Genomic DNA, 14,205 nt, shown 5'->3' with positions numbered 1-14,205 from the left:
CATCTGGACGATTCACTGACGCATTACTGACGATTCACCGCACCCCTGGGAGGTTGTAGTGGCTACGCACGTTGCGCTGAACCATGTCACGCATTACCGCTACGACCGCCCGGTGAATCTGTCACCGCAAGTCGTGCGGCTGCGCCCCGCGCCGCATTGCCGGACCCCGATCCTGTCCTATTCCCTGCGCATCGAGCCCGCGCAGCACTTCGTGAACTGGCAGCAGGACCCGTTTTCCAACTACCTCGCCCGCCTGGTCATCCCCGAGAAGACCACCAGCTTCAAGGTCACGGTGGACCTCGTGGCGGAAATGGCTGTCTACAACCCGTTCGATTTCTTCCTGGAGCCATCGGCCGAGACATTCCCGTTCGACTACGACGCCAGCCTCGGGCACGACCTCGCCCCCTATCTGGTGCGCGGCGAGCTGACCCCCCGCCTGGCGGCCTTCGTGGCCAGCATCGACCGGACGCCCACCGCCACGCTGGACTTCCTGGTGGCCCTGAACCAGCGCCTCCAGCACGACATCCGCTACCTGATCCGCATGGAACCGGGGGTGCAGACGCCCGAGACCACGCTGGAGAACGCCTCCGGCTCGTGCCGGGACACCGGCTGGCTATTGGTGCAGACGCTGCGCCATCTTGGGCTGGCGGCGCGTTTCGTATCGGGTTACCTGCTGCAGCTGACGCCCGACGTGAAGGCCGTCGATGGCCCGGTAGGCGCCGAGACCGATTTCACCGACCTCCATGCCTGGTGCGAGGTCTACCTGCCCGGCGCCGGCTGGATCGGGCTGGACCCCACCTCCGGGCTGCTGGCCGGGGAGGGCCACATCCCGCTAGCCTGCACGCCGGAGCCCAGCGGCGCCTCGCCGGTGAGCGGGGCGGTGGACGAGTGCGAGGTCTCCTTCGAACACCATATGTCGATCACGCGAATCTATGAGTCCCCGCGCGTGACCAAGCCCTATACCGAGGCGCAATGGATGGCCGTCGATGCGGCCGGCGCAGCCGTCGACCGGACGCTGGAGCAGATGGACGTGCGCCTGACGATGGGCGGGGAGCCCACCTTCGTCGCTGCGCGCGACCGCGAGGGCGCCGAATGGAACACCGACGCGCTCGGCCCCACCAAGCGCGGGCTGGCCACCGAACTGGTGCAGAAGCTGCGCGCGCAATATGGCGAGGGTGGCTTCCTGCACTTCGGCCAGGGCAAGTGGTATCCGGGCGAGCAGTTGCCGCGCTGGGCGCTGTCGATCTGCTGGCGTACCGATGGCGTGCCGTGCTGGGAGAACCCGGCGCTGTTCGCCGATGAGCGCGAGCCGGACGCCTACACCGACGCCGACGCCCGGCGCTTCATGGAAACCCTGACCGCCCGGCTCGGCCTGGCTTCGCATTTCATCCTGCCCGGCTACGAGGACGTCTGGTACTACCTGTGGCGCGAGCGCAGCCTGCCGGTCAACGTCGATCCGCACGAGGCGCGGCTGGAAGACGCCATGGAGCGCGCCCGCCTGCGCCGGGTGTTCGAAGGCGGCCTGTCGCGCGTCACCGGCTACGTGCTGCCGCTGGCCCGCGCCACGCAGGAGCCGCCGTCGCGCAATGACGCCGCATGGATTACCGGCCCGTGGTTCCTGCGCGATGACCGCATGTATCTGCTGCCCGGCGATTCGCCGATGGGTTACCGGCTGCCGCTCGACGCCCTGCCGTGGGTGTCCGAGGCCGACTACCCGTGGCAGTTCGATCAGGACCCCTTCGCCCCGCGCGCCCCGCTGCCGGCCACTACACCGCTGCGCAGCCAGTTGCCGGCGCCGGCCGGCGGGCTGTCGCTCGAACCGACCGGGCTGGGTCCGGCCGCCATGGCGGTTCGGCGCGCCCAGGCGCGCGGCGAGGCCGTCGCCCCGGCACCGTCCGGGCCCGCAACACCAGCGGAGCCAGCACCCGCACCGGTCGCCACGGCCGACGCAGCGGGCCTGGCCCCGGCCTTCACCCGCCCGCCCGCGCTTGGCGAGTCGGCGGCGGACATCATCCGTACCGCGCTCTGCGTGGAAGTGCGCCATCCCAGCCGCGCGGCCGGCCCGGCCGTCGAGTTGAAGGCGATGGGCGACAAGCGCGGCATCCTCTATGTCTTCATGCCGCCGCTGACCGTGCTCGAGGACTACCTCGCGCTGGTGGCCGAGGTGGAAGCCACGGCGGCCGAACTCGGCATGAAGATCGTGATGGAAGGCTACCCGCCGCCGCGCGATCCGCGCCTGAAGCTGCTCCAGGTCACCCCGGACCCGGGCGTGATCGAGGTCAACATCCATCCGGCCAGCAACTGGGCGGAACTGGTGGATCACACCGAGTTCCTCTACCAGGCCGCGCACGAGACGCACCTTTCCACCGACAAGTTCATGCTCGATGGGCGCCACACCGGCACCGGCGGCGGCAACCACTTCGTGCTCGGCGGTGCCACGCCGGCGGACAGCCCCTTCCTGCGCCGGCCTGACGTGCTGGCCAGCCTGATCGCCTACTGGCACAACCATCCCGCGCTGTCCTACCTGTTCTCGGGCCTGTTCATCGGCCCGACCAGCCAGGCGCCGCGCGTGGACGAGGCCCGTAACGACCAGCTCTACGAACTGGAGATCGCCTTCGCGGAACTGCGTCGGCAGGTGGCGCTGCACGAAGGCGCCGGCGATGGCCACACCCCGCCATGGCTGATCGACCGGGCACTGCGCAACCTGCTTGCCGATGTGACGGGTAATACGCATCGATCCGAGTTCTGTATCGACAAGCTCTATTCCCCCGATGGCGCCACGGGCCGGCTCGGCCTGCTGGAGCTGCGCGCCTTCGAAATGCCGCCGCACGCACGCATGAGCCTGGTGCAGCAACTGCTGCTGCGGGCGATGGTCGCCCGTTTCTGGCGCACGCCCTATACCGCGCGGCTCACGCGCTGGGGCACGGCGCTGCACGACCGCTTCATGCTCGGCACCTTCGTGCAKATGGATCTGGAGGACGTGCTGGCCGAGATGCGCAGCGCCGGCTTCGTGTTCGAGTCCGCGTGGTTTGCGCCGCACTTCGAGTTCCGCTTCCCGCGCGTGGGCGAGGTGGAGGCCGAGGCGGCCGGGCTCTCGCTGCAACTGCGCGCGGCGCTGGAGCCGTGGCACGTGATGGGCGAGGAGGGCGCGGCGGGCGGCACGGTGCGCTATGTCGATTCGTCGGTGGAGCGGCTGGAGGTGCGCGTGCTCGGCATGAACGAGACCCGCCATGTGGTGACGGTGAACGGCCGGACCATCCCGCTCCAGCCCACCGGGCGCGCCGGCGAGTACGTGGCAGGCGTGCGCTACCGCGCCTGGGCGCCGCCGTCGTCGCTGCATCCGACCATCGGCTCCCATGCCCCGCTGACCTTCGACGTGGTGGATACGTGGATGGATCGCAGCGTAGGGGGATGTCAGTATCATGTTTCCCACCCCGGCGGCCGTAATTACCAGACATTCCCGGTGAACGCCTACGAGGCCGAAAGCCGGCGGCTGGCCCGTTTCTTCACCATCGGCCATACGCCGGGGCGGTCCGTGGCGCCGCCGGTGGAACGCAGCCTCGAATTTCCCTTTACGCTCGATTTGCGGCAGATCTAGCCCGACACCCTCCCCCGGAGACCCCTCCCCGTGCCCTTGCAGTCGTCGCTTCCCCTCGACGGATCGGACAGCCCGGCTGCCATGGCGAGCCGGCTGGCCCTGCCCGTGCCGTCCGGCCATCTGGACGAGCTGCGCCTGCCGGACGGCACGCTGCGCGCGCCCTGGGCGCGCTTCTTCTCGGAACTGGGCGAGCAGGGCGACCTGGGCAACCTGAGCCCGGACGCGCTGGCGGCGCGCGCGGCGGCAGTGGCGCGCCAGATCCGCGACAACGGCGTGACCTATAACGTCTATGCCGACCAGGGCGGCGGCGCGCGGGCGTGGCAACTCGAATTGCTGCCGTTCCTGATCGCCGAGGAGGACTGGGCCGTGATCGAGGCCGGCGCAGCCCAGCGCGCCACGCTCGCCAACGCCATCATGGCCGACATCTACGGCCCCCAGACACTGCTCACGCGCGGCCTGCTGCCGCCGGGGCTGGTCTACGGCCATCCCGGCTACATGCGGCCCCTCAAGGGCTACCAGCCGCCCGGCGGCAGCTTCCTCCAGACCATGGCGATCGACCTCGTCCATACCGACGATGGCTGGACCGTCATCGCCCATCGCACGGAAACCCCGTCGGGCATGGGCTACGCGCTGGAGAACCGGCTGATCATCTCGGGCCAGTTCGCCGATGCCTTCCGCGAGATGCGCGTGCGGCGCCTGCCGCCGGCCTTCGCCCAGCTGATCTCCACGCTGGCCCACGCGCCGCTGGTGGCGGGGGCGGATGAAGGCACGTCGCTGCCGTCGAGCGGCGGGCTGCACATCGTGCTGCTGTCGCCGGGGCCGTTCAACGAGACCTACTTCGAGCACACCTTCCTGGCGCGCTACCTCGGCATCACGCTGGTGGAAGGCAAGGACCTGACCGTGCGCAACGACATGGTCTACCTGAAGACGTTCGGCGGGCTGGAGCGCGTGGACGTGATCCTGCGCCGGCTGGACGACGTGTTCTGCGACCCGCTGGAGCTGCGCAGCGACTCCACCATCGGCGTGCCGGGGCTGCTGGAGGCGATGCGGGCGGGCAACGTGATGGTGTCGAACGTGCCGGGCGCGGGTTTCCTGGAGTCGCCGGCGATCCACGGCTTCCTGCCGGGCATCGCCCGCGCGTTGCTCGGGGAGACGCTGATCCTGCCTGCGGTGTCGAGCTGGTGGTGCGGCGAGGCCGCCGCGCAGGACGAGGCCATGTCGACGCTGACCGAGGCCTTCGTCATGCCGACCTATCCGCGCGTGCCGGGCGAGCCGCGCCTGGGCATGGAGCGCGGGCTGCAGCCGCTGGAAGACTKGCGCGCGCGCATCGCCGAGACGCCGGACCGCTACACGCTGCAGGCGCCGCTGCCGCTTTCGCACACGCCGTGCTGGGAGCCGGACGGGCGCGGTGGCGGGCGGATTGGCTCGCGGGCGTCCATGCTGCGCGTGTTCGCCATCGCCGATGGCAACGGCGGCTGGCAGGTCATGCCGGGCGGATTCATGCGACTGGCGCCGCCCCGGCTGGAGGCGGTGTCGATGCAGCTGGGCGGCACCAGCGCCGACACCTGGGTGCTCTCCAGCCAGACCTCGGGCGCCGTGCCACTGGCCGCGCGCAGCGGGCTGGCGGGGGCGCCCGCCTCGCGCCCGCTGGCCGTCTCCAGCCGCGCCGCCGAGAACCTGTACTGGGCCGGCCGCTACGCGGAGCGCGCCGAGAACACCGTGCGCCTGTGCCGGCAGATCCTCGGATCGATCGAATCGAACGATGAAACCGACGACGGCACGCTGAACATGATCAGCCAATTGGCGCAGTGGTTCGGCCTGGTGCCGGCCCAGACGCCGTCGCCGCAGGCGTCGCTGCGGGTGTTCGAGCGCAGCCTGGTGTCCGCGCTGGCCGATGCCAGCGGGAGCGCCGGCGTGGTGCAGACGCTGGCCAGTCACGCCCGCGCCGCCAACGAGATCCGCAACCGGCTCTCGAACGACCACTGGCGCACCATCCTGGCCGCCCGCAACGACTTCCATGACGCGATGGCCGCCGCCGCGTGCCCGGCCGGCTCGGCCAGCGGCGAGGGCTCGTACGACCGCTCCCGGGTGCTGGTCGCGCTCGAGCAACTGTCGATGCAGCTCGGGGCGATCAGCGGCGCGCAGGGCGACCGCATGTCGCGCGACGAAGCGTGGCGGCTGGTGTTCATCGGCCGTCATATCGAGCGCGTCTCCACGCTGGCGCTGTTCCTGGAGGTGGCCGAGCGCAGTGGCGCGCTGCGCTCGCGCAGTGGCTTCGACCTGCTGCTGCACCTGTTCGACAGCACGCTGACCTACCGCTCGCTGTTCCCGGGCCGGACCGACGTGCCGGCGCTGGTGGACCTGCTCGTGCTGGACGCCACCAACCCGCGCGGCCTCTACGGCGTGCTGGACCGCCTGCGCGAGAAGCTGGTGCAGTTGCCGACCGGCGCCACGGGCCAGGCCCGCGTACCGCTGGCGGAACTGCTGCCGCCGGCCAGCGCGCTGCCGTCGCGCACGGTGCTGTGCGCCACCGATGACGAGGGCCGCCATGCCACGCTGGCCGCGCTGTGCGACCAGCTCGGCGCGCGCATGGCCAAGCTGTCCGATGAAATCGGCGGCCGGTACTTCAGCCATGCCGGCGTGGCGCCGGAAACGGACCTGCCATGAGCGTGCATCCCGTGCCCGCCGCCAAGCCGCCGGCCACCCCGGCGCCGACGCCGGAGGCCGACGCCCCGGCCACCCTGAGCGTGCACCACGTCACCACCTACCAATACGCCTGGCCCGTGGAGCACGCGCAGCAGCGCGCCGTGGTCACGCCGCCGTCCTACCCGTGGCAGGCCGTGAGCGCGCACTGCACCGACATCGATCCGCAGCCCTCGCACCATCACGTGCGCACCGATGCCTTCGGCAACAACGTGCTTCATTTCATGCTCGACGTGCCGCACGAGACCATGCGGCTGACCACGGCCAGCACGGTCACGCTGACGCCGCGCTGGGCCACGCTCGACCCGGCCCGCAGCCCGCCGTGGGAGAAGGCCGCGCAACGGCTGCGCTACCGCGCCGGCCAGCCGTTCGATCCCGAGGCCGAGTTCGTCTTCGCCTCGCCCAATGTGGCGCTGCACGCGGACCTGCGCGACTACGCCCGGCGCAGCTTTACGCCCGGGGTGAGCGTGGTGGCTGGCGCCATCGACCTGATGCACCGCATCCACGCCGATTTCGAGTATCACGCCGAGATCACCGAGGTCCACACGCCCGCGCTGGAGGCCTTCGCGCTGCGCAGCGGCGTGTGCCAGGACTTCGCCCAGGTGATGATCGGCTGCCTGCGCTCGCTCGGGCTGCCCGGGCGCTATGTCAGCGGCTATCTCCGCACCGACCCGCCGCCGGGCGAGCCGCGCCTGCTGGGCGCCGATGCCTCGCACGCCTGGGCCGGCGTCTGGTGCCCCGGGAACGGCTGGGTCGATCTCGACCCGACCAACGCCATGCTGGCCGACACCCGCCACGTCACCCTGGCCATCGCGCGCGACTACAGCGACGTGCCCCTGCTGCACGGCGTCATCGTGGGCGGGGGCGAGCACACGGTGGAGGTGGAGGTGAGCGTGGTGCCAGTGGAGTGATCGGCGGCGCCCGCGCATCATCTACCCGGGGATCCATGTACTTCAGGAGAGGGACCGCGGAACATGGTGGCGTCCTGGACGTTGTGGCGCCATGATGCGCGCCGTCCACCAATGGCACCTTTCGGAGAACTGCAATGACCCATCGCACCGCGATCGAAGCAAGGCGAAATCTTCCGGGGAGGGCCTTGCAGGGTGAGTATGTCACCCAGCAACAATTCAATGCGCTACGGAAACGGGTTGACGCTATTGCGCTGACAGACGACGGCATTATGTATTTCACAGTCAACAGCACCGGCGCGGATAGTCAGGCCAATGGCAGCGAGTCGGTGGCGATTGCCAGCGGTGCCTCCGCAAATTCCGAAGAATCTGTTGCAGTCGGCTACCTGGCTACCGGATCTGGCCAGGGCTCGGTGTGTGTGGGGGCGTATTCCTCAGCCAGCGAAACGTGCAGCACCTCCATAGGCTTTGACACGCTCGCTCAGGCTTATGGAGCGGTTGCGATCGGGTCTGCCGCGATAGTGGACCCCGTTGCTAACAAGGGGATCAGTATCGGCAACACAGCCATCGTTGCCGGTGATTCAGCATTGGCCATCGGCGCGAGTGCCACGGCGAGCGGCGAGCAGAGTGTGGCGATAGGCGCTGGTTCCACGACCGATCGCGCGCAGACGGTGTCCGTAGGCAATGACAGCGCGCTCCGCTTCATCGCCCGTGTTGCGGCGGGGCAGGAGGATGATGATGTCGCCACAATCGGCCAGTTGAAGGAGGCTGGCCTGCCCGTGAATGCGCGCGGCGAAGTGGAGCGTGCGCTGGTGCTGTACGACGACAGGAACAAGACGAGGCTGACGCTGCCGTTGGTAAGAGTGTMGGGATTGCGTCCCGCTGAACTGAGCGCGCAGAGCACAGAAGCGGTAACGGGCAGCCAGCTCTTCAAGGCAAATCAGCGGCTGGTCGAACTCGAGGCGCGCCTCGCGGCGCTGGAGCGTGCGGTGCGCGACAGGTAGTCGTGCAGGAATGGCCCCGGGTGGCTTGAGCACATGGTGCGGTCACACGGCAATCTTACTCAGGATGGGGCGCTGTCCGTCGCGGCAGCTGATGGAGAACGCAATGAGCAATCAGACTGATGTCCAGGCTAGGGCCAACGCCTCGGACAGGGACCGCCCGGGCCAGTATGTCACCCTGCAACAGTTCCATGCGCTACGGGAACGGGTTGACGCCATTGCGCTGCAAGACGACGGTATTACGTATTTTGCAGTCAACAGCACCGGTCCGGACAGTCAGGCCAATGGCATAGAGTCGGTGGCGATTGCCAGTCACGCCGAGGTGGATTCCGAGGAATGCGTCGCTGTCGGCCACGCGGCGGGAACAATCGGCGCGGACTATCCGGGCTCGGTGTATGTGGGTGCGTATGCCCAGGGATATGCCATATGCACCACTGCCATCGGCTATTACGCCTATACCAACGCTTATGGAGCGGTTGCGGCCGGGTGTCTGGCGACGGTGAGCGCCAGTGGTAACAAGGGGATTGCTATCGGCGATCTGGCCCTCGTTGACAGTGATTCAGCAGTGGCCATCGGCGCGAAGGCGACCGTGAATGGCGCCCAGAGTGTGGTGCTGGGTTGCGCTTCCACGACCGATCGCGCGCAGACAGTATCTGTCGGCAATGACAGCACCCGTCGCTTCATCGCACGTGTTGCGGCGGGGCAGGAGGATGATGATGCCGCCACKGTCGGCCAGTTAAAGGAGGCGGGCCTGTCCGTGAATGCGCGCGGGGAAGTGGAGAGCGCGCTGGTGCTCTACGACGACAGGAGCAAGACCCGGCTTACGCTGCAATCGGTAAAAGTTGCGGGGTTGCGACCCGCTGAGCAGAGCCTGCAGAGCACGGATGCGGTGGCAGGCAGCCAGCTCTTCAAGGCAAACCAGCAGCTGGTTGAACTCGAGGCGCGCCTCGCGGTGCTGGAGCGTGCGGTGCGCCACAGGTAGTACGGGAGCGAGCACACGGTGGAGGTGGAGGTGGAGGTGAGCGTGGTGCCGATGGATTAGGCTGGGTTTGTCCGATCCATGGTTTTCCGAAGTACGGCGTGAAAACATGGCCTCGCTGGCCAACGTCAACTTCAGGAGACCTTCGATGAGCAACGCCCAGACGGATATCGCAAGCAATCAGTACCTGACCCGGGAACAGTTCCAGGCACTGAGCGCAGTCGGAAAGAACGACAAGAACGCCAAGTACTTCCACGCCAACAGCAAGGGTCCCGATAGCGAGGCCAGTGGCCAGGAAGCCGTGGCCATCGGACCCTCCGCCGTGGCGGCGGGCTCGGGGAGCGTTGTGGTGGGCGAGGGCGCCGTGTTCGGCGCCGCGGGCCGGGGCGTGGTCATCGGCTCCCAGGCGCAGGTCGGGGCGGACTCGCCCGGCGACGGCGTGGTGGTACTGGGCAGCGACGCCACGGCATGGGGCGACAAGGCCGTGGCGATCGGCGGCAACGCCAATGCGGGCTACACGGACAACATCGCCATCGGCGGCGATGCCCAGGCCACCGCTGCCTCCGCCGCCGTGGCGGTGGGCGCCGATKCCTTCGCGGGGGGCGACCAGAGCGTGTCCGTCGGCTCCGCCGCCAGCGCCCAAAGCCAGGCGGCCGTGGCGATCGGAGCCAGCGCGAACGTGTACGGCTACGGCACCATCGGCATCGGGCGCGGCGCCATCGCCAACAACCACCACGCCACCGCCATCGGCGAGTATGCGGAGGTGAGCGCCTACGGCAGCGTGGCGCTCGGCGCGTCTTCCGTCTGCGACCGCGAATACGCGGTGTCCGTCGGCACGGCGGACAATGGCCGCTACATCACCCATGTGTTACCGGGCGAGCAGGACGACGACGCCGTGACCGTCGCGCAACTCAAGGACGCGGCCCTGCAGGTCAACCCGAAAGTGGCCCGGCGCCTGGGCAACCTCGAGGCCCGCATCGCAACGCTGCGCCAGCTCGAAGCGCGCATCGCGGCGCTGGAGCGGGCGGCGGGGCGTTCGTAGTCGGGGGGCGGGCGGCCTTTGGATCCATGTACTTCTGGAGATCGGGTAGCGACCATGGCGACGGCACGGGCCGTGTATGCGCCCTTGCCGTGGTTCTGATCAACCMGATTCCAGGAGCCCTTCATGGCAATTCCTMAGACTGAGCCCGAAGCAGGGAACCATCCATCGTCCGCCAACGGCAATCGTGGCGGTGGCGGTGGCGGCGGCGGTGGCGGCGGTGCGCCCTACCTGGCCTATGACGACAAGAGCAAGAGCCGCGCTACGCTGCCATCGACATTGGTCACGGGGCTCCGGCCCGGCGATGTGAGCCCCGGCAGCAGCGACGCCATCACGGGCAGCCAGCTGGCCGACACGGAGGCCGACGTCGCTGGCAATGCGCAGGACATCGCCGCGCTGTCGCAGACGGTGGATGACCTCGCCTCGGGCAAGACCGGCCTCAAGTATGTGCAGGTGAACGCCAGCGGGACGGCCGCCTCGGCACMCGGCAGCAACGCCATCGCCATCGGCGCGGATACCGTCGCCACCGGGGTCGGCAGTGTCGTGCTGGGCCAAGGGGCGACGGTCAGCGAGTCGGGGCCCGGCGTGGCCATTGGCCTGAATGCCCGTGCCGATGTCGCCGCGCGGGACCCCGTGGACGCCGGCTCGGTCGCACTGGGCTGCGATACCTATGCCTATGGCAGCCGCTCGGTCGCGATCGGCGAAAAAGCGCAGGCCGCCTACGCGTGGAGCGTCGCCATCGGCGGCAATGCCGTGGCGTCCGGCGCGGACAGCTTCCAGGTGGGCGGCACCACGGCGGTGGGGATGGCCGCGGTGGCATCCGGTCACAAAAGCGTGGCGCTGGGCCAGCGATCGGAAGCCTCCGGCGCGACGGCCATCGCCGTGGGGCYGATGGCGCAGGCCACCAATACCGGCGCGGTCGCCGTGGGCACCGACGCCGTCGCCAGCACCGAGTTCGCGGTGGCGCTCGGGCACGGCAGCCGCGCGGCGGCAGCGCACGGCGTGGCGCTCGGCACGGCCTCGTACTGCGACCGCGACCTGACGGTCTCGGTCGGCACCGACACCCTGCAGCGCCAGATCATCAACGTCGCGCCGGGCACCGCGCCGACCGACGCGGCCACCGTGGGGCAACTGAGCGCGCCCATCGCCCAGATGCGGGAAGCCCTCGCCTCGCGCGAGCGCCGCCTGCACGACCTCGAGGCGCGCATCGTGGCGCTGGAGCGGGCGCTGCGGGGGGCTTAGGGGTGCTTAGGGGTGCTTAGGGGTGCTTAGGGGTGCTTAGGGGTGCTCAGGGGCGCCCAACAAAAAAGCCGGCCGCTTGCGCGGACCGGCTTCTTTCGCCAGATGGCTCGGATGACGCCGAGGGCGGGTCAGCCGAGCTTTTTCTTGAGCAGTTCGTTGACCTGGGCCGGGTTGGCCTTGCCCTTGGTGGCCTTCATGGCCTGGCCGACCAGTGCGTTGAACGCCTTTTCCTTGCCGGCGCGGAACTCTTCGACCGACTTGGCGTTGGCGGCCAGCACGTCGTCGATGATCTTCTCGAGTTCGCCGGTATCGGACATCTGCTTGAGACCCTTGGCGGCGATGATCGCGTCGGCGTCGCCGCCGGACTCGCCGGCCCACATCGCCGGGAAGACGTCCTTCTTGGCTGTGTTGTTGGACACCGTGCCGTCGGCGATGCGCGCCAGCAGCCTGGCCAGTTGCGCCGGGCGCACCGGGGCGTCGTCGATGGCCATGCCTTCGCGGTTCAGTTGCGACGCCACGTCGCCCATCAGCCAGTTGGCCGCCGGCTTGGCGCTGGCCACGCCGGCTTCGGTCACCACAGCCTCGAAGTACGCGGCGAGGGACTTGGTGGCCGTGAGCGTGCTCGCATCGTAGGCCGAGAGGCCGTATTGCGAGACGAAGCGCGCCTGCATCGCCGCCGGCAGCTCGGGCAGGCCGGCGCGCACGCGCTCGACCCACTCGCTGTCGATMTCGAGCGGCATCAGGTCCGGATCGGGGAAGTAGCGGTAGTCGTGCGCGTCTTCCTTGGTGCGCATCGCGCGCGTCTCGCCGGTGTCCGGGTCGAACAGCACGGTGGCCTGGACGATCTTGCGGCCGTCCTCGATCTCGTTGATCTGCCACTGCACTTCGTAGTCGATCGCCTGCTGCAGGAAGCGGAACGAGTTCAGGTTCTTGATTTCGCGGCGGGTGCCGAATTCCTTCTGGCCGACTGGGCGCACCGAGACGTTGGCGTCGCACCGGAAGCTGCCTTCCTGCATGTTGCCGTCGCAGATGCCGAGCCACACCACGAGCGAGTGCAATGCCTTGGCATAGGCCACGGCCTCGGCCGAGCTGCGCATGTCTGGCTCCGTCACGATCTCCAGCAGCGGCGTGCCGGCGCGGTTCAGGTCGATGCCGGTCATGTTGGCGAAGTCCTCGTGCAGCGACTTGCCCGCATCCTCCTCAAGGTGGGCGCGGGTCAGGTTCACGGTCTTCTCGTAGACGCCCTGCCGTCCTTCCACCTGGATCGTGATGGTGCCGCCCTGGACGACCGGGATCTCGTACTGGCTGATCTGGTAACCCTTCGGCAGGTCAGGGTAGAAGTAGTTCTTGCGCGCGAAGATGCTGCGCGGCGCGATATGGGCGCCGATGGACAGCCCGAACTCGATGGCGCGCTCGACGGCGCCCTTGTTCAGCACGGGCAGCACGCCCGGCAGCGCCAGATCCACGGGCGAGGCCTGCGTGTTGGGTTCGGCCCCGAACGCGGTGGAGGTGCCGGAAAAAATCTTCGAGGCGGTGGAGAGCTGCGTATGCGTCTCCAGGCCGATCACCACTTCCCATTGCATGGCGGTATTCCTGGTTTAAGTCTTCTGTTCTGTTCTATATCAGGCCGGACCCGGCGTTTTTCAGGGCGCGGGGTTCAACAGCCACGAATCGAGTTGGGCGAGCGCGGCCACACGCGCCAGGGCGTCGCCGCCGCTGGCGGTATCGCCGCCCGGGGTGCGCCGGGAGGCGTCGCGCCGGCCGTGCAGCTCGCTGGTGCCGTCGAAGCCATGATAGGCGCCCGGGTAGATCTCCAGCCGGAAGCGCGCATCGGGCTGGCGGGCCAGCACCGCGTTCTGGAGCATCGCGCAGCGCGTGGCCGGGGTCCAGTCGTCCGCGCCGCCAATCATCATCAGCACCGGCGCGCGCAGCTTGAAATTGTGCTGCCGCACCACGCGCTTGCAGGCCGGGTAGAAGGCCACGGCGCGCTCCACGGCAGGCGTGCCGGCCGGCCACGGGCGGCTGGCGTCGATGGCGGCCAGCACCGCCTGCGCGCCGTTCGACCAGCCCAGCAGCACGATGCGGCGCGGGTCGACGCCGGGCTGGCGGGCCACCCAGCGCAGCGCGGCCAGGGCGTCGGCGCGGCGCGTCTTGTCGTCGATGCCGCGCGCGTCCGGCGTGTCGCCGCAGCCGCTGGTGATGCGGCCGCGCGGGCCGAAGCTGTCCGGCATCAGCACGGCGTAGCCGCGCTCGGTCAGCCAGTGGGCGTACTCGCGGTAGCGGGCCTGCAGGGCGCCGGCCGGGTCGAGGATTTCGTCGATGGAGCCGGTGCGCCGTGCCACGCGATGCGTGTCTTCAAGCCCACCGCAGCCGTGCAGCGCCACGACCACCGGCAGCGGCTGCGACCTTGGCTGGCCGCTGTCGCGGGGCAGGAACCAGTAGGCGGGGAGCGTCGGCATGCCGGCATCGCCCGCCAGCCGTACGCGCTGGACGATGGGCGCCGGGGCGGCCGACGTGGAGGTGGCTGCCGAGGCCGCCACAGAAGCCGCCACAGCAGGCGCACTGGAGGCCGAAATCGGCGCTTGCGGCGCCGAGACCGTGCTCCAGGCCGGCACCGCCGCCACCGTCATCATCGCAAAACCCGCGCGCAGCCAGCGCCGCGCCCGAGGCATAACGCCGGGCAGAATCCCGGGCAGAACCCCGGCGGCGAAGGATGAGCGTGGGCGGCGTGGCGG

Annotated in this window: 9 protein-coding genes; 7 read left to right on the top strand and 2 right to left on the bottom strand. The window is 69.3% G+C overall.

The window, feature by feature from the left end; translation table 11 throughout:
• Positions 1-58: 58 nt before the first annotated feature.
• The 7 genes from AC1EJR_RS07170 (at position 59) to AC1EJR_RS07140 (ending at position 11,470) form a co-directional block, all read left to right on the top strand.
• Positions 59-3,598, top strand: coding sequence for a transglutaminase family protein (locus tag AC1EJR_RS07170; protein ID WP_477146936.1), 3,540 nt, complete (start codon positions 59-61; stop codon positions 3,596-3,598).
• A 30-nt stretch (positions 3,599-3,628) separates the two neighbouring features.
• On the top strand, positions 3,629-6,265 hold the full coding sequence (locus tag AC1EJR_RS07165) for a circularly permuted type 2 ATP-grasp protein (RefSeq protein WP_477146935.1): 2,637 nt from the start codon (positions 3,629-3,631) through the stop codon (positions 6,263-6,265).
• Positions 6,262-7,212, top strand: a complete 951-nt coding sequence (locus AC1EJR_RS07160; RefSeq protein WP_477112767.1) for a transglutaminase family protein — start codon at positions 6,262-6,264, stop codon at positions 7,210-7,212. Before AC1EJR_RS07165 ends, AC1EJR_RS07160 begins: the two co-directional genes overlap by 4 nt.
• Positions 7,213-7,346: 134 nt before the next feature.
• On the top strand, positions 7,347-8,213 hold the full coding sequence (locus AC1EJR_RS07155) for a hypothetical protein (RefSeq protein ID WP_477146934.1): 867 nt from the start codon (positions 7,347-7,349) through the stop codon (positions 8,211-8,213).
• A gap of 103 nt (positions 8,214-8,316) precedes the next feature.
• Entirely contained in the window at positions 8,317-9,192 is an 876-nt protein-coding gene (locus AC1EJR_RS07150) for a hypothetical protein (RefSeq protein WP_092291218.1), read from the top strand.
• 145 nt (positions 9,193-9,337) lie between these two features.
• Complete coding sequence (locus tag AC1EJR_RS07145) at positions 9,338-10,231, top strand: hypothetical protein (protein ID WP_477146933.1); 894 nt, start codon at positions 9,338-9,340, stop codon at positions 10,229-10,231.
• Between the two features lie 123 nt (positions 10,232-10,354).
• Entirely contained in the window at positions 10,355-11,470 is a 1,116-nt protein-coding gene (locus tag AC1EJR_RS07140; RefSeq protein WP_477146932.1) for a hypothetical protein, read from the top strand.
• 128 nt (positions 11,471-11,598) lie between these two features.
• Here AC1EJR_RS07140 and gatB read toward each other — a convergent pair whose 3' ends face one another.
• Together gatB and AC1EJR_RS07130 are read right to left on the bottom strand one after the other, a co-directional pair.
• The gene (gene gatB, locus AC1EJR_RS07135) at positions 11,599-13,053 is read right to left on the bottom strand and encodes an Asp-tRNA(Asn)/Glu-tRNA(Gln) amidotransferase subunit GatB (RefSeq protein WP_477146931.1); all 1,455 of its coding nucleotides are present in this window, start codon (positions 13,051-13,053) and stop codon (positions 11,599-11,601) included.
• Positions 13,054-13,113: 60 nt separating this feature from the next.
• On the bottom strand, positions 13,114-14,142 hold the full coding sequence (locus tag AC1EJR_RS07130; protein WP_177219854.1) for a dienelactone hydrolase family protein: 1,029 nt from the start codon (positions 14,140-14,142) through the stop codon (positions 13,114-13,116).
• Between the last annotated feature and the right edge of the window lie 63 nt (positions 14,143-14,205).

This window comes from Cupriavidus sp. 05T42, from assembly GCF_056396345.1.
This window is presented reverse-complemented; position numbering and strand designations above follow the sequence as displayed.

Bases quoted from the DNA above. Each gene is read 5' to 3' on its own strand.
- AC1EJR_RS07160 (WP_477112767.1), top strand. From the start codon at position 6,262: ATGAGCGTGCATCCCGTGCCCGCCGCCAAGCCGCCGGCCACCCCGGCG.
- AC1EJR_RS07130 (WP_177219854.1), bottom strand. From the start codon at position 14,142: ATGCCTCGGGCGCGGCGCTGGCTGCGCGCGGGTTTTGCGATGATGACG.